Annotated in this window: 15 protein-coding genes; 4 read left to right on the top strand and 11 right to left on the bottom strand. The window is 39.9% G+C overall.

Annotated features, from left to right (window positions below; translation table 11 throughout):
• Nucleotides 1-2 precede the first annotated feature (2 nt).
• From nadD to GTK47_RS16585, 8 genes are all read right to left on the bottom strand, one after another.
• Entirely contained in the window at nucleotides 3-674 is a 672-nt protein-coding gene (gene nadD, locus GTK47_RS16620) for a nicotinate-nucleotide adenylyltransferase (protein ID WP_165125275.1), read from the bottom strand.
• Entirely contained in the window at nucleotides 667-1701 is a 1035-nt protein-coding gene (holA, locus tag GTK47_RS16615; protein ID WP_165125272.1) for a DNA polymerase III subunit delta, read from the bottom strand. Before holA ends, nadD begins: the two co-directional genes overlap by 8 nt.
• Complete coding sequence (lptE, locus tag GTK47_RS16610; RefSeq protein ID WP_165125269.1) at nucleotides 1698-2246, bottom strand: LPS assembly lipoprotein LptE; 549 nt, start codon at nucleotides 2244-2246, stop codon at nucleotides 1698-1700. Before lptE ends, holA begins: the two co-directional genes overlap by 4 nt.
• Before the next feature lie 12 nt (nucleotides 2247-2258).
• Complete coding sequence (leuS, locus tag GTK47_RS16605) at nucleotides 2259-4841, bottom strand: leucine--tRNA ligase (RefSeq protein WP_165125267.1); 2583 nt, start codon at nucleotides 4839-4841, stop codon at nucleotides 2259-2261.
• 326 nt (nucleotides 4842-5167) lie between these two features.
• Nucleotides 5168-5893: an amino acid ABC transporter ATP-binding protein gene (locus GTK47_RS16600; RefSeq protein WP_098943889.1), complete on the bottom strand. Its 726-nt coding sequence runs from the start codon at nucleotides 5891-5893 to the stop codon at nucleotides 5168-5170.
• Nucleotides 5894-6568 (bottom strand): glutamate/aspartate ABC transporter permease GltK, encoded by a 675-nt coding sequence (gene gltK / locus GTK47_RS16595; RefSeq protein WP_006537724.1) that lies wholly within the window; start codon nucleotides 6566-6568, stop codon nucleotides 5894-5896.
• Nucleotides 6568-7308 carry an amino acid ABC transporter permease gene (locus GTK47_RS16590; protein WP_165125265.1) on the bottom strand — a complete coding sequence of 247 codons (741 nt, stop codon included), beginning with the start codon at nucleotides 7306-7308 and terminating at the stop codon, nucleotides 6568-6570. Before GTK47_RS16590 ends, gltK begins: the two co-directional genes overlap by 1 nt.
• A 115-nt stretch (nucleotides 7309-7423) precedes the next feature.
• On the bottom strand, nucleotides 7424-8317 hold the full coding sequence (locus GTK47_RS16585) for an amino acid ABC transporter substrate-binding protein (protein ID WP_165125263.1): 894 nt from the start codon (nucleotides 8315-8317) through the stop codon (nucleotides 7424-7426).
• Nucleotides 8318-8682: 365 nt separating this feature from the next.
• Here GTK47_RS16585 and GTK47_RS16580 point away from each other — a divergent pair, with 365 nt between their 5' ends.
• The 4 genes from GTK47_RS16580 to GTK47_RS16565 all read left to right on the top strand — a co-directional run bounded on the left by GTK47_RS16580 (nucleotide 8683) and on the right by GTK47_RS16565 (nucleotide 12430).
• Entirely contained in the window at nucleotides 8683-9072 is a 390-nt protein-coding gene (locus tag GTK47_RS16580; protein ID WP_088493445.1) for a metal resistance protein, read from the top strand.
• 84 nt (nucleotides 9073-9156) lie between these two features.
• Nucleotides 9157-11196, top strand: a complete 2040-nt coding sequence (locus GTK47_RS16575; protein ID WP_165125261.1) for a protein-disulfide reductase DsbD domain-containing protein — start codon at nucleotides 9157-9159, stop codon at nucleotides 11194-11196.
• Nucleotides 11196-11927 carry a DsbA family protein gene (locus GTK47_RS16570; protein WP_165125259.1) on the top strand — a complete coding sequence of 244 codons (732 nt, stop codon included), beginning with the start codon at nucleotides 11196-11198 and terminating at the stop codon, nucleotides 11925-11927. Before GTK47_RS16575 ends, GTK47_RS16570 begins: the two co-directional genes overlap by 1 nt.
• A complete protein-coding gene (locus GTK47_RS16565) occupies nucleotides 11927-12430 on the top strand; it encodes a protein disulfide oxidoreductase (RefSeq protein ID WP_165125257.1) in 504 nt (167 codons plus the stop codon). Before GTK47_RS16570 ends, GTK47_RS16565 begins: the two co-directional genes overlap by 1 nt.
• Before the next feature lie 8 nt (nucleotides 12431-12438).
• Here the strand turns inward: GTK47_RS16565 and GTK47_RS16560 are convergent, their stop codons facing one another.
• The 3 genes from GTK47_RS16560 to corC form a co-directional block, all read right to left on the bottom strand.
• On the bottom strand, nucleotides 12439-13125 hold the full coding sequence (locus GTK47_RS16560) for a hypothetical protein (RefSeq protein ID WP_161711241.1): 687 nt from the start codon (nucleotides 13123-13125) through the stop codon (nucleotides 12439-12441).
• 71 nt (nucleotides 13126-13196) lie between these two features.
• A complete protein-coding gene (lnt, locus tag GTK47_RS16555; protein WP_165125255.1) occupies nucleotides 13197-14720 on the bottom strand; it encodes an apolipoprotein N-acyltransferase in 1524 nt (507 codons plus the stop codon).
• 7 nt (nucleotides 14721-14727) lie between these two features.
• Nucleotides 14728-15609, bottom strand: coding sequence for a CNNM family magnesium/cobalt transport protein CorC (corC, locus tag GTK47_RS16550; RefSeq protein WP_165125253.1), 882 nt, complete (start codon nucleotides 15607-15609; stop codon nucleotides 14728-14730).
• Between the last annotated feature and the right edge of the window lie 32 nt (nucleotides 15610-15641).

Genomic DNA, 15641 nt, shown 5'->3' with positions numbered 1-15641 from the left:
TATTATTTATAGAGTTGTTGCTGGCGAATATAGTCTTCAACAGAGTTCGGTAGTAAATCGTGACAATCTAAACCTGCTTTGTGACGAGCACGAATGTCAGTCGCTGAAATATTATAAAGTGGTGTGTCAGCCAGAAATATTTTACCCGCAGGTAAACAGTGAATATCTTCTTGCTGATGAGTTTGATGTTTGGTCAGCCATGTTTGCATTTGAGTTGAGCCAAAATGTGTTTGATAGCCAGGGCGGGCGCAAACTAACAAATGACATACGCTCAACAGTTCATCCCAGTGATACCATGTATTAATTGAAAGTAATGAATCTTGTCCAATAATAAAAGCCAAGGGTTGCTTATCGCCGATTTCTTTTCTGAAGTCTCTTAATGTTTCAATAGTATAAGAAGGTGTTGGCTTCTCAAGTTCACGAATATCGACTGTAAATGAAGAATATGGCTCAAGAGCCAGACTTACCATCTCAAGGCGTTGCTGAGAAGAGGCCTCAGGTTGAGGGCGATGAGGAGGAATATTGTTAGGTAACCAAATCACTTCTTTTAAACCAATTAATCCTGAAAGTGCTTCAACAGGACGCAAATGCCCATAATGAATAGGATCAAATGTACCACCATATAAAGCGATGGCTTGGTTAATTAACGGTGTTGAGTGATTGGTTTTAGGCATGATTTACAAATCCTTCTGGTAATGCTTTTCCACAAAGTAATAAGCCCAAAGCACTAAGAGAGGGCCAAACTGTCTGTCCATAATCTTGTTTAATAGTAATTTCAATTGTTGCAAGTAATCGTATTGCTGTCAGCAGTTGATGTTCAGATAAACGTTGTAGTGCTGCTGTGAATATTGGGCGTCGGTTTTGCCAAATTCGATGTTTATCGAAAATCGTTTTTAACGAAGTCGTTTTAGATTCTCGATGTAGCGTAATCAACTGCATTAACTCTCGTTGTAACGTTCTGAGTAAAATAACGGGTTCAGAGTCTTCTCTTTTGAGTTGTTGCAAGATATGCCATGCGCGTTGTGTTTTCCCTGCCAATAATGCATCAACCCAGTGATAAGGAGTAAAATGTGACGCATCATTGACCGCCGCTTCTACTCTTGGGAGCGTTAGCTTACCATCAGGGTATAACAGAGAAAGGCGCTCAATGGCTTGTGCTAGTGCCAATAAATTTCCTTCATAACAGTAGCAAAGTAATTGATTACCTTGTTCATCCAGCGCTAACCCTTTTTGTTTTGCTCGCCGCGCAACCCAATTAGGTAATTTATCAAGCTCAGGTGTCAGACAAGAAACATAGGTTCCATGTTGGCTTAATGTTTTAAACCATTCACTGTTTTCTTGTGCTTTTGTGAGTTTATTGCCACGTAAAATCAACAATAAGTCTTGATGTAATTCTTGAGATAGGCGAGTAAGTTTCTCTGACATCGCTGCATTGGGGCCATTTGCAGGCAAATGCAGTAAAAGAGATTGTCTTTGAGAAAAAAGGCTTAGCGATTGACAAAGCGAGTAAATTTCATTCCAGTCCGTATTATTATCAAGAGTAAATTGATAATGCTCGATAAATCCTTGGGATTTAGCGACAGATTGAATAGCATCTTGAGACTCTTGGAGTAACAGAGGTTCATTACCCCAGAGTAGGTAACTTTGGCGCAGCCCCTCTTGGAGCTGCGCATTCAGTTGTTCTGGATATAAGCGGATCATTTGGCGGGTGAGATTATCTGTTTTGCCTGCTCAGCTTGTGCGCTCTTTTGGCGTTCAGCATTATGAACAACCAATAATTTACGCACTAATATTGCTGTCGCTTGTTCACGCATCTCTTGCTTGATAATGTCATTTTCAGCATCTTTTGCTAATGCTTCTAATGGGTTATCGAAGAATGGACGTGAAACCTGTGATGAAATTGGGTAAATCGTACCATCTGGCATAATCACTTGTGCATCAAGCACAAATGTTAACTGACGTTCTGCTGATTTACCGTCTTGATACACAGAAACGGTCTCTTTACTTTCTGATGAACCGACAATTTTTAGAATAGGGATATTTGCCGTTGGACTTTCAACAAGCTGAACACCACTCAGTCTAAGTTGTTGACGCATTACACGAGATAATGGGCCATAAGGGTCACCAGAGCTAAGATAAAGCGTTTTTAATTCTGCTGGAACCTGAGTTTTACCTTGAAGGTGAAAACCACAGCCAGCGGTGATTAACACCGCTAAACCGAAAAATAGCGAAAGTAGATATCGCACTAGGCCTCCTTATCAGCCAACAACGATGTTCAGTAATTTTCCTGGAACATAGATGACTTTACGAACAGTCACATCTTCCAAGTATTTAGCAACACTGTACTCTTTTGTCGCCATTTCCTGAACATATTCTTTTTCTGAATTAGCCGGAACAGTGACTCGACCACGCACTTTACCATTCACTTGAACGATGATCAGCTTGGTGTCATCGACCATTGCTTCTTCATCAGCAACAGGCCATGGTGCAACATCAACGTCCTCTTTTCCACCTAATGCCTGCCACATAACAAAACAAGCATGAGGAATGATTGGAGAAAGCATACGAACAATGGCTTCTAATGCTTCTTGCATTAAAGCGCGATCTTGTTCTGTTTCTTGTGTTGCACGAGTTAATTTATTCATTAACTCCATAATGGCTGCAATCGCGGTGTTAAAGGCTAAACGACGGCCTACGTCATCAGATACTTTCGCGATCGTTTTATGTAAGTCACGACGTAAATCTTTTTGCTCTTCTGTCAGTGAAGAAAGATCAAGAGACTGTGTCGCTCCTTTTTGGGTGTGCTCGTGAACTAAACGCCATAAACGACGTAAGAAGCGGTTTGCACCTTCAACGCTAGATTCTTGCCATTCCAGTGTTAATTCTGGTGGAGCAGCAAACATCATAAATAAACGAACGGTATCTGCACCATAACGTTCAACCATCGTTTGTGGGTCGATACCGTTATTTTTAGATTTAGACATTTTGCTCATGCCAGCATAAGTCAGTTCATGACCTTCACTGTCAGTTGCTTTAATGATGCGGTTTTTCTCATCGCGTTCAACGATAGCTTCAGCAGGAGATACCCAATGACGAGCACCATCTCCACCAGTGTGATAGAACGCATCAGCTAATACCATGCCTTGGCACAGTAAGCGTTTTGCTGGTTCATCAGAGTTCACTAAACCTGCATCACGCATCAGTTTATGGAAGAAGCGGAAATACATTAAGTGCATGATGGCGTGTTCAATACCACCAATATACCAGTCAACAGGTAACCAATAATTAGCCGCTTTCGGATCTAACATGCCTTTATCGTAATCTGGGCAGGTATAACGAGCGTAATACCAAGAAGATTCCATAAAGGTGTCGAAAGTATCAGTTTCACGTAGCGCTGGCTGACCATTGATTGTGGTTTTTGCCCACTCAGGATCGGCTTTGATTGGGCTAGTGATCCCGTCCATTTTTACATCTTCTGGCAGGATCACAGGCAGTTGATCTTCTGGAACAGGAACAACAGTACCATCTTCTAAGGTTGCCATTGGAATTGGCGCACCCCAGTAACGTTGACGAGAAACACCCCAGTCACGTAAACGGTAGTTAACTTTACGCTCACCAACACCCATTTGTGCCAGTTTATCTGCAATTGCGTTAAAGCCCGCTTGGTTGTCTAATCCAGAGAATTCGCCAGAGTTAATCAGGCTATTTTTCTCGGTTAATGCACCTTCAGATAAGTCAGGTTGATTACCTTCAGCATCTGCAATAACAGCCTTGATTGGTAAGTTGTATTTGGTTGCAAATTCCCAGTCACGTTCATCGTGACCTGGGACTGCCATTACAGCACCTGTGCCGTATTCCATTAATACAAAGTTAGCCACCCAAATAGCGACTTTCTCTTTAGTTAATGGATGAATAGCATAAAGACCTGTTGCAATCCCTTTTTTCTCCATTGTTGCCATATCGGCTTCTGCCATTTTCATATTACGGCATTCATCAATGAAGTGTTGAACTTCAGGGTTATTTTGAGCAGCTTTTTGCGCTAATGGGTGACCTGCTGCAACTGCAACATAAGTGACTCCCATAAATGTATCTGGACGCGTTGTATAAACGGTCATGGTGTCGTCGCTGTCAGCAACATCAAATTTAATTTCGACACCTTCTGAGCGACCAATCCAGTTACGTTGCATGGTCTTAACTTGTTCAGGCCACTCATCTAACGTATCTAAATCGTTTAACAGCTCTTCAGCATACTCGGTAATTTTGATAAACCACTGTGGAATTTCTTTACGTTCAACAGGGGTATCACAACGCCAGCAACAGCCATCAATAACTTGTTCGTTGGCTAAAACGGTTAAGTCGTGTGGGCACCAGTTAACAGCAGAGGTCTTTTTATAAACTAAGCCTTTTTCATATAACTTAGTAAAGAACCACTGTTCCCAGCGATAATATTCTGGAGTACAAGTAGTGACTTCACGATCCCAATCGTAACCAAAACCCAGTTTTTTTAACTGGTTTTTCATGTAATTGATGTTTTCGTAAGTCCATGGTGCTGGGGCTGTTTTATTTTTTACTGCGGCACCTTCTGCTGGTAAACCGAACGCATCCCAACCAATAGGTTGTAAGACGTTTTTACCTAGCATACGTTGATAACGGGAAATCACGTCACCAATGGTGTAGTTACGGACGTGTCCCATGTGAAGTCGGCCAGAAGGATAAGGTAGCATTGACAGGCAGTAATATTTTTCTTTGTTATTATCTTCTGTCACTTTAAATGTATTGTTCTTTTCCCAGTGTTCCTGGATAGTTTGCTCTATATCTTCGGGACGATATTGTTCTTGCATGGCACCGATAATCCTATGGTGAATTAATGGCTACCGGAGGGTAACCGCTATTATGAAATTAAGACTTGCATAGCATAGCTGATTTTGTCTAATAGCCACAACTATTGATCTCAATGAAAGCCACTGTTTGCATAACTTTTTCAAGACAATTGCGAGATATCTTGGAAAGAGTTAAAGCAAAAAGACTATAAATGCGTATTTTGTGAAAAAATAATAGTGATGTTGCGAGAAAAGAAGATTGCTTGATATTTAATTGCGAGGTTAATCGAAATTATTATTTTGGGCTGACGTGCTAAAAAAGCACGCCAGCAGAGAGGATGTAGAGATTAGTGCAGAATTTTAGCGAGAAAATCTTTTGCTCTCGCTGATTTTGGATTATCAAAAAAGTCATTTTTAGGTCTATCTTCCACAATTCGACCTTCATCCATAAAAATAATACGGTCAGCAACTTTTTTAGCGAAACCCATTTCATGGGTCACTACCATCATCGTCATACCTTCATTTGCCAGCTCTACCATTACATCAAGTACTTCATTAATCATTTCAGGATCAAGTGCTGATGTGGGTTCATCAAACAACATTGCAATCGGGTCCATACATAATGCGCGAGCAATGGCGACGCGCTGTTGCTGACCACCTGAAAGTTGAGCCGGATATTTGTTAGCATGGCTTGCTAATCCCACACGTTCTAATAGTTTTAAACCTTTCTCTTTTGCGGCAGTTTTCTCTCTATTAAGCACTTTAACTTGTGCCAGTGTAAGGTTTTCAATAATAGAGAGGTGAGGGAAGAGTTCAAAATGTTGGAATACCATACCCACTTTTGCTCGTAATTTAGCAAGATCAGTATGTTTATCATTTACTTTGATTTCATTAACAAGGATCTCGCCTTGTTGTATAGGCTCTAAGCCATTCACTGTTTTGATCAGTGTTGATTTACCTGAACCAGAAGGCCCACAGACAACAACAACTTCCCCCTTTTTAACTTCAGTGGAACATTCAGTCAGTACTTGAAACTGACCATACCATTTGGATACGTCTTTTAGGGAAATCATCTAGGTAGTCCTTTTTTTAAGAAAGTTCACTAACATCGAAGCGGCGAAGCTAATGACAAAATAAACAAAACCAGCAAAGAGGATCATCTCAACTTGTGTTCCATCTCGTTCTCCAATATTTGCCGCTGTTCTGAAAAAGTCAGTAAGACTTAAAACGTAAACTAAGGATGTATCTTGGAATAATACAATTCCTTGAGTTAGTAAAAGCGGGATCATGGCTCGAAAGGCTTGAGGTAGGATCACTAAACGCATTGTTTGTGACTTGGTCATACCTAACGCGAGTGAGGCAGAAAATTGCCCTTTGCTAACACTTTGAATACCTGCTCTTATAATTTCAGAGTAATAAGCCGCTTCAAATAAAGAGAACGCTATCATTGCTGAAATTAAACGGATATCACTTTTTGGTGAAAGTCCTAGAACATTTTGTAATATGTTAGGCACAATTAAATAAAACCACAGCAATACCATGACTAATGGGATAGAACGAAAGGTATTAACATAAGCGGCGGCAAACCAGCTAATAGGTTTAAAGGTAGATAGGCGCATAACGGCGAGCACCGTTCCCCATAAAATACCAACCACAATAGCGGTGATAGTGATTTTTAGTGTGATAGCCATTCCATCGACTAAAAATGGTAGGCTTGGAACAACAGAACTCCAGTCAAATTCGTACATTATTGACCTCCTGTTGTGCCGGGTAAGCGAACGCGTTTTTCAAGCCAATGCATTATTAGCATAATGATGACATTGATAAATACATAGGCCAGCGTGATTGCAGTGAATGACTCATACGCTTTTGCTGAATAGTCGAGTAGCTTATTCGCTTGTGCCGCCATATCAATAAGTCCGATAGTAGAAGCAATCGCTGAGTTTTTCACGAGATTGAGCATTTCGGATGTCATTGGTGGAATAATGACACGGTATGCGTTGGGTAATAAAACATAACGATAGGTTTGAGGTAAAGTTAAGCCCAATGCTAAACCTGCGGCTTTTTGACCACGAGGTAATGAGTTTATTGCGGCTCTAACTTGTTCACACATACGCGCTGCGGTAAATAAACCTAAGCAGAGTGCTGATGAGACAAAAAATTGCACATTTGGCGCTAAGTCCATTTTAAACCAGTCGCCAATAGATTGAGGCAATAGTTCAGGAATGACGAGATACCACGTAAAAAATTGAACAATAAGTGGTACGTTACGGAATAACTCAACATAAACAGTGCCTAAGCTTGAAAGCCAACGATTAGGTACGGTACGTAAAATTCCAAATAAAGAACCGACAAGAAAGGCGATAACCCAAGCGCATAGAGATAAGGCAATGGTGACTTGGAAGCCAGAAATCAGCCATCCTAAGTATGTGGTGTTTCCGAATGGGGCTTCGTGGAGGAATATCCCCCAATCCCAATCAATCGACATGATTTCACCTCCGGTGAAAAATAGGGGCAGGGAACGGCTGCCCCAAACTTCACTGATCTGTCTGTCCAACAGATACTTTATAATTATTTATTTTGCATCAACTGCTTATGTGTTTTTAATTCAACGCTTTATCATTTGGTGATGCAAATAATGCTTTCATTTCATCAGAGATGGTGAATTCTAAGTTAAGATTTTTAGGTGGGATCGGGGCATTAAACCAGCGACTGAACGATTTTTCTGCTTCACCTGATTTTTGTGCTTTAGCGATAGTTTCATCAATTAACGCTTTGAATTGAGCGTCATCTTTACGCAACATACAACCATAAGCTTCTTCAGATTGTGGGGTTCCTACAATTTCCCACTCGCCCGGTTTTTTCGCTTTAGCTCGTTCACCAGCCAGTAATGCGTCATCCATCATAAAGGCAACGGCACGACCTGATTCAAGTGTACGGAATGAGTCTCCATGATCTTTTGCGCTAATAATGCGCATATTCATCTTTTTCTCATCATTTAATTTGTTGAGTAACATTTCAGACGTTGTTCCTGATGTTACAACAACATTTTTACCGGATAGGTCAGCGAAATCTTTAATTCCACTGTCTTTTTTCGCTAGTAAACGAGTACCTACGATGAAAATAGTATTAGAGAAACTAGCTTGTTGTTGACGAGCTTCATTGTTGGTGGTTGAGCCACACTCAAAATCAAATGTGCCATTTTGTAATAATGGAATACGATTCTGAGAAGTAATAGGAATGAGGCGAACTTGTAAGTTTGGTTTGCCTATTTTGTCTTTCACAGCCTGTACAATGAGGTTGGAGTAGTCTTGAGAATAACCAACCACTTTTTGTTGGTTATCATAGTAAGAGAAAGGAACAGAGGATTCTCTGTGTCCAACGATGATAATATCGTTGTCATTGATTTTCTTTAAGGTTCCAGTGAGTTCTTCTGCCTGCACAGCTCCTGCAGCCCCTAAGATCATTAATGATAATGCTAGTTTACGCATGCGCATAATAACTCCTGTCGTGATGATAAATGATATTTGTGTTTTGCTTGGTGTTGCTTTTTTGTTTTAATTTGTTTTGATAATGTTAATAGATAGAACAAATAACATACTGTTGGGAAGTGCAATTTGTGAAATACGAGAGGTATCTCCCAATAAAAGAATGAAATCAAATGTAGTTGATTATTTTTTTGGAAGTTGTTTTCAATATTTAAAATTATTGTAGTAGAAACCTTATAGAAATAAAGGTTAAAGATGAAAAATTAAGATAATGAGAAAAATAAACTAAGTAGGGATTTGTAAAGTTTGTCTTAAGGAGTTGTTTGTCTGTGGATTACCGTTAAGATAGCGGGTCATATTGATGAGGAACATCTATGAGTAATTGGCGGTCAGGTCGCTGGCTAGTGGTGATAACAGTTTTGCTGATCTTGTGTTGCATTGTTCAGCGTTCATTAGGTGCCCACATCATTAGTGAGCGCTTAGCAACGGCTGTCTCTCAAACACAATATCCACTATCAACACCGATTGCTGATGAGAATAGTGCAACAGAGCACACTTATTCATTATCTACCTGTGAATTAAGCGCCAAATCATTATTATCAGTTCCTCCATTAACCATTGAGCCATTTTTCCATTCATGGGCTGTATTGCTATTGTTAAGCATGGCTGCCATTTATGTGTCGCGTCAGCGTAATCAGAAAAAACACCATCATCCACCTCCACCAATTAGACTTCACCTTCATTATTGTATTTTGAGGGATTAGAAATTTCCTTTTAGCTAAAAGATTGCGCGTCTAATTTGGGCGTAGCTCTATGTGTAGCGTTGTAGGAATTTTTAGGGAGTTGTTATGTTTCGTTCTTTTATTATGGCGTTGATACTAACGCTATTTACTTTATCTACCTCTCAAGCAGCAGATACAGGTTGGTTAACCACACCTGATAATTCTCATGCACAAGTTAGGGCGACAGCACAAAAGTCCCCAGCGGGTGACGTGAAAGTTTTACTTGAGGTACAGCTTGAGTCTGGATGGAAAACGTATTGGCGTTCTCCAGGAGAAGGTGGTGTTGCCCCTGAAATTAATTGGTCGCAAGATGTAAGTGCAATAACTTGGCATTGGCCATCACCTTCAGCTTTTGATGTGGCGGGTATTCATACTCAAGGGTATGATAAACAAGTCGTTTTTCCTATTGAGTTATCTTCTGTTCAAACTGATCGCTTAACAGGAGTTTTAACTTTATCCACATGCAGTAATGTCTGTATTCTGACTGACTACACCTTAGACTTGGATCTTACTGAACCTGTGCCTGCTGATTTTGAATGGCAATATAATCAGGCAATGGCAAAAATTCCTGTTGGAACAGGATTAGTATCATCAGTTTCTTCTGGTTATAACAATAGCCAACTCACAATCTCTTTACAAAGAGAGCAAGGCACTTGGGTTAAACCTAATATTTATCTCGATCCTCCCGAAGGTATGCTTTATGGCATTCCAAAATTAAATCATCAAGATAAAAACCTATTTGTCACCGTTGATGTGACTGATGATTGGGGCGATGCTGCTGGTGATATCTCTGGTAAGGTGCTTTCTTTTGTTATTACTGACCAAGATTTTTCTCGCCAAGTTAATGACACCATAGGGCATGGAGGAGCAGAGATTGCTCCCGCCTCCAATTCAGGTGTTGGGTTTTGGAGTATTCTTGCTTTTGCGCTATTGGGTGGCTTAATTCTGAATTTGATGCCTTGTGTATTACCTGTACTTGCGATGAAAATGGGGTCAATTCTTCATCTTGAAAATCGTGATAAAGGCGTTATTCGCAAGCAATTTTCTGTTTCTGTTCTAGGCATCTTAGTTTCATTTTGGGCGCTAGCTCTGTTTATGACAGGCTTACGTTATAGCCAAGAAGCCTTAGGTTGGGGAATTCAATTCCAAAGTCCTTGGTTTATTGGTTTTATGGTATTAGTTACTGCTATTTTTACTGCAAATCTATTTGGATTATTTGAACTGCGTTTAAGTAGCAATATAAATACTAAAATGGCAACAGCAGGTGGACAAGGATATAGCCGACACTTTTGGGAAGGTGCATTTGCAACTTTACTCGCAACACCTTGTTCAGCACCATTTTTAGGAACCGCTGTCGCTTATGCACTTATTGCGCCTCTAAATGAACTATGGCTTATTTTTACCGCTCTAGGGATTGGAATGAGTTTGCCTTGGATCTTAGTGGCTATATTTCCATCTATCGCTAAAGCGCTACCAAAACCGGGCAAATGGATGAATCGCCTAAGAGTGGTTTTAGGCTTTATGATGTTATTGTCCAGTATTTGGTTAATTACATTACTTATTCCACATCTAGGATTGCCAATCGTAATGGCTATTTTTATTGCCATTACTCTGCTTTTATTGTTTGCGATAGCTCGGCATTATGGCAAAAAAACGGTATTTATTTCGGCTGTTATTGCCTTCTTTTTAGGAGGAAGCACCTACCTATTTGTTGAGCAACCAGCAAGCCAAACACTCGCAGGTCAAGATACGATAAATTGGCAACCTTTATCAGAAGAAGCGATACACCAAGCATTAGCAGATAATAAACGTGTATTTGTCGATGTAACAGCAGATTGGTGTGTAACCTGCAAAGCAAACAAATACAATGTATTATTGCGAGAAGAGATTCAGGCTGCACTTTCAGCGCCAGATGTTGTCGCATTAAGAGGGGATTGGACTAAACCCTCTGATAAAATCACTCAGTTTTTAAAACAACGTGGTCAAGTTGCAGTACCCTTTAACCAAGTTTATGGACCTTGCCATAAAGATGGCGTGGTTTTACCCCCTATTTTAAATAAAGATTCAACATTGACAGTTCTTTCAGAGGCTAAAGGAGCCCAATAATGAAAAAAACACTTTCTGCACTGGTTATCTCTTCGTTACTTTTTGGTGCAAATGTGCAAGCTGCGGCATTAAGTGCTGATCAGGAAAAAGAAGTTCGCGCGCTGGTTCGTGATACGTTGATCAAAAACCCAGAAATTCTGGAAGAAGCTATCACTGCATTACAAGCACAAAAAGCAGATGAGCAACAAGCTCAATTCCGTACTGCATTAAGTGCAGAGCACGACGCGTTATATAATGATGCTGCAAGTCCTCGAATTGGTGCAAAAGACGCTAAGTTAGTGTTGGTTTCTTTTACTGATTATAACTGCCCTTACTGCAAACGTTTCGACCCATTATTAGAACAAATCACAAAAGATTATCCTGAAGTTGCCGTGGTGATTAAACCATTGCCATTTAAAGGTGAAAGTTCTGCAAAAGCTTCTCAAGCTGTGCTTTCAGTTTGGAAAGAAGATCCAAAAGCATTCTTAGCATTACACCAGCGTTTAATGCAGAAGAAAACAATGTTAGATAATGCAAGTATTGATGATGCAATGAAAACAACCAATACAAGCAAAGTGAAATTAACGGATGAAAGCTTAAAAGCGTTACAAAATAACTTAGATCTTTCTCGTAAATTAGGTATTCAAGGTACACCTGCAACTGTCGTTGGCGATATGGTTATTCCGGGTGCCGTTGATTACGCTCAGCTAGAAGTGATTGTAAAAGAACAACTGGATAAAGTGAAAAAATAATGCGTAGTCGCTTACGAAAGTGGAGTAAAGAACTGATTGTTCTGGTTGTCATTTTCGTTATAGCTTCTTTTGCAATGGATTGGTGGCGACAACCTACGCCACCATCCTTAACGAATTTACCTGAGTTTTATACGGTTGATAATAAAGTTGTTTCATTGGCTGAATTGAGTGCTGAAAAGCCCTTATTAATCTATTTTTGGGCAACTTGGTGTGGGGTTTGTAAACTAACAACACCATCAGTAAATTCGTTAGCACAAGATGGTTACAACGTGACATCTGTTGCGATCCGTTCTGGTGATAACGCAAAGTTAGAGCGCGGTATTCAATCTAAAGGACTGGTTTTTCCTGTCATAAATGATAGTCGAGGGGATATTTCTCAACAGTGGGAAATTAGTGCAACACCTTCATTTGTTATTGTTTATAAAGGAGAAATGGTAGGCTTTACAAGTGGTTGGTCATCTTCGTGGGGATTAAAACTACGTTTATGGTGGGCGTCTATCTAAATTAGCTATCAGAATTTTAGTAAAGAAAAAAGGGTGCTGGGTAAGCTGACAATAAAATAGATTATTTCATAAATAATATTTTTACGTCTGCGTTCAATTTTTGCTTCTTGGGTATTTTGGGCAATTAATGCCTTTTCATCGGCAATGCGTTTTGCAGTATTAATATGTATTGGCACAATATTAATAGGAATAACGGGGTCATTATTTTTATTAGCAGGGGTTAATTGAGCTAATGTCCAGCCATATTGATGCTGTTTATCTCTAAACGCATTTTGCTGAATAACATAACCGTAATAATCTTTACGAAAACCCTTTTCTTCGTTATCGCTGGAAATTTTATGGGCATATTGCCAATAAGATTGAATATCTGCGGATGACTGAATTAATTGGGATAGTGCAGATTGGTCAAGTTGAGTGACATTAACGCGTTTAGACTCAGCTTCTTGTTTTTGTTGATCGATAATCGCTGTTTTCCAATGCACAGGTACAATGGTTTTGTCTTCAATAAGTTGGCTAATTGACTCTGGTTTTTTTGACAATACCCAGCCAAATTCATGTTCTTGTTGATTGAACATCTGGCGTTGGATCCATTTATTTTCTTTATCTGTACGAAAGCCCTTTGTTTCATTATCTGTTGATATTTCTTTAGCTCTTTGCCAAATGGCATCGAGAATATGTTCAGGATAATGATCCATGAAAAAGCTCTCTTATTAGAAAAAGCCCAACCTAATTAATATTAACTTAATAGGGTTGGGCTTTATTCATTTTAATTACGGCGTTTAATAAAGGCGATGACAAAAAATAATCCAACCAATATCCACAATGGTGTATTACCCCATTTGTAATAAGGAGTTAGTCCTGTTGTTGGTGTCACTTTTTCCGCTAAAGCACCTTCTTCAAATTGAGGAAGTTGAGAAATGACATCACCATTGGCAGCAATAAATGCGGTGATACCGTTATTCGTCGAGCGTAATAATGGTCTTCCTAACTCTAGAGAACGCATTCTTGCCATTTGGAAGTGTTGCCAAGGGCCAATTGAATTACCAAACCACGCATCATTAGAAATCGTTAATAAGAACCGTGTATCAGGTTGGAAATTAGCACGAACTTGTTCACCTAAAATAATTTCGTAGCAAATAGCAGCGGTTATTTTGGCGTCATTGACTGTCAGCTGAGGCTGTACATATTCACCTTGGCTTAATGATGACATCGGTAAATTAAAGAAAGGGGCGAGTGGGCGTAAGAGTGATTCTAATGGCACATATTCGCCAAAAGGAACAAGATGATGTTTATTATAGCGATCGGTCGCTGGGTATTGATAAGCATAGTGTTCACCTAATGTGATGACACTATTGTAGAAACGATAGCCTTCTAATGTCGGCCGAGCATCAATAATTCCCGTCATTAAATGGGTATCTTGCTCTCTTAATTGTTTATCTAATTCTGCTAAAAAGTTTTGCTGTTGAATTTCAACATCAGGGATCGCAGATTCAGGCCAAATAATGAGATTTGCATTACCAATAAAAGGGCGACTTAAGGTGAGATAGGTTTTTAGTGTGCTTTCTAGTGTACCCGGTTCCCATTTTAAAGATTGTGCGATATTACCTTGGACTAATGCAATTTCTTGCGTTTCATCAGGTAAAGGTTGATACCACTGATAGGATTTAAAGCTGATAGGTAATACTAATAAAAGCAGTGCAACCACAAGGCTATAAATTGATTTACGATAGATTGCAAATGCAATTAATCCGCTAATAGCGGTTAAAAGTAGCGTTATCATGGTGACACCAAAAATAGGTGCAATACCTTTTAATGGGCCATCAATCTGGCTATAACCAAACTGCAACCACGGAAAGCCTGATAATACCCAACCTCTTAAAAATTCGGTGAACTGCCATAGCGCAGGGGCTGCAAAGACAAACCGCCAGAGTGTTGGTTTTGGGAAAAATTTATTCAGTGATCCTGCAAATAACAGAGTGTAGAGTGATAAATAGAGTGCTAATAAAATCACTAAAAAGATATTTATCGCCAAAGGCATACCACCAAAATCAGCGATACTGACGTAAACCCAATTTACACCGCTACCAAATAACCCAAATCCCCAAGCAAACCCGAGGAATGCGCCTTGGCGAGTTGTGCGGTGAGTGATTATCAGTAATAAGCCGAGTAGTGAAATTAACGCTGCAGGCCAAAAATCAAATGGCGAAAATGCTAATGTGCCAATGGCACCGAAAAAAACCGCCAGAAGGGCGCGAACCCACTGGCGGTTTAAGAAAGAGATCTTATTCATTGATATCCTATGCATCATTACCTAGTTCAGGGATTTGTGCATCATCGGGAATATGCACATAAACCTGAATGATCTTACGGCTATCTGCCATAACAACTTTAAATTGGTAATTATCAATAGTAATAGTTTCACCACGAGCAGGAAGGTGACCAAAGGCTTGCATAACTAAACCGCCAATTGTATCAACTTCTTCATCGCTGAAATGTGTACCGAACGCTTCATTGAAATCTTCTATCTGGGTTAAAGCTCGAACTGAGTAAGCGTGACGACTTAACGGACGAATATCAATATCATCCTCATCATCATACTCATCTTCAATTTCGCCTACGATAAGTTCAAGAATATCCTCAATTGTGACGAGCCCAGATACGCCTCCAAATTCATCGATCACAATCGCCATATGATAGCGTTGAGAGCGGAACTCTTTTAATAGGCGATCAACCCGTTTGCTTTCAGGCACAACAACAGCAGAGCGTAATACTTTATCCATACTAAATGGCTCTGCGTCAGTACGCATAAATGGCAGTAAATCTTTTGCCATTAATAAGCCTTCAATATGATCTTTGTCTTCGCTAATGACAGGGAAACGGGAATGTGCTGAATCAATTATCACATCTAAACATTCATCAAGGGTTTGATTGCGTTTTAGTGTGACGATTTGAGAGCGAGGGATCATTATGTCCCGAACGCGTTGTTCAGCAATATCCATTACCCCTTCAAGCATGTCGCGGGTGTCAGGATCAATTAATTCTTTCTGTTCAGAATCGCGGATAAGCTCCATCAGATCATCACGGTTTTTAGGTTCACCGTGGAACCACTGATTAAGCAGTGTGAGAAACCCTTTCTTAGGACCAGGGTTATCGTTACTCGAAGATTGGTCGTCGCTCATGGCGTTTTAACTATTTTTCCTCATTGAATGGT

It is taken from the genome of Proteus sp. ZN5 (assembly GCF_011046025.1).
Taxonomy (GTDB): domain Bacteria; phylum Pseudomonadota; class Gammaproteobacteria; order Enterobacterales; family Enterobacteriaceae; genus Proteus.
The sequence above is the reverse complement of the archived record's forward strand: the minus strand, read 5'-3'. Positions and strand labels throughout refer to the sequence as shown.

What these genes read in the sequence shown, in the direction of transcription:
- GTK47_RS16570 (WP_165125259.1), top strand. Translation starts at nt 11,196, where the DNA reads ATGAAAAAAACACTTTCTGCACTGGTTATCTCTTCGTTACTTTTTGGT.
- GTK47_RS16585 (WP_165125263.1), bottom strand. Translation starts at nt 8,317, where the DNA reads ATGCGCATGCGTAAACTAGCATTATCATTAATGATCTTAGGGGCTGCA.
- nadD (WP_165125275.1), bottom strand. Translation starts at nt 674, where the DNA reads ATGCCTAAAACCAATCACTCAACACCGTTAATTAACCAAGCCATCGCT.
- corC (WP_165125253.1), bottom strand. Translation starts at nt 15,609, where the DNA reads ATGAGCGACGACCAATCTTCGAGTAACGATAACCCTGGTCCTAAGAAA.
- holA (WP_165125272.1), bottom strand. Translation starts at nt 1,701, where the DNA reads ATGATCCGCTTATATCCAGAACAACTGAATGCGCAGCTCCAAGAGGGG.
- GTK47_RS16600 (WP_098943889.1), bottom strand. Translation starts at nt 5,893, where the DNA reads ATGATTTCCCTAAAAGACGTATCCAAATGGTATGGTCAGTTTCAAGTA.
- GTK47_RS16590 (WP_165125265.1), bottom strand. Translation starts at nt 7,308, where the DNA reads ATGTCGATTGATTGGGATTGGGGGATATTCCTCCACGAAGCCCCATTC.
- gltK (WP_006537724.1), bottom strand. Translation starts at nt 6,568, where the DNA reads ATGTACGAATTTGACTGGAGTTCTGTTGTTCCAAGCCTACCATTTTTA.
- GTK47_RS16580 (WP_088493445.1), top strand. Translation starts at nt 8,683, where the DNA reads ATGAGTAATTGGCGGTCAGGTCGCTGGCTAGTGGTGATAACAGTTTTG.
- GTK47_RS16560 (WP_161711241.1), bottom strand. Translation starts at nt 13,125, where the DNA reads ATGGATCATTATCCTGAACATATTCTCGATGCCATTTGGCAAAGAGCT.
- GTK47_RS16565 (WP_165125257.1), top strand. Translation starts at nt 11,927, where the DNA reads ATGCGTAGTCGCTTACGAAAGTGGAGTAAAGAACTGATTGTTCTGGTT.
- leuS (WP_165125267.1), bottom strand. Translation starts at nt 4,841, where the DNA reads ATGCAAGAACAATATCGTCCCGAAGATATAGAGCAAACTATCCAGGAA.
- GTK47_RS16575 (WP_165125261.1), top strand. Translation starts at nt 9,157, where the DNA reads ATGTTTCGTTCTTTTATTATGGCGTTGATACTAACGCTATTTACTTTA.
- lnt (WP_165125255.1), bottom strand. Translation starts at nt 14,720, where the DNA reads ATGAATAAGATCTCTTTCTTAAACCGCCAGTGGGTTCGCGCCCTTCTG.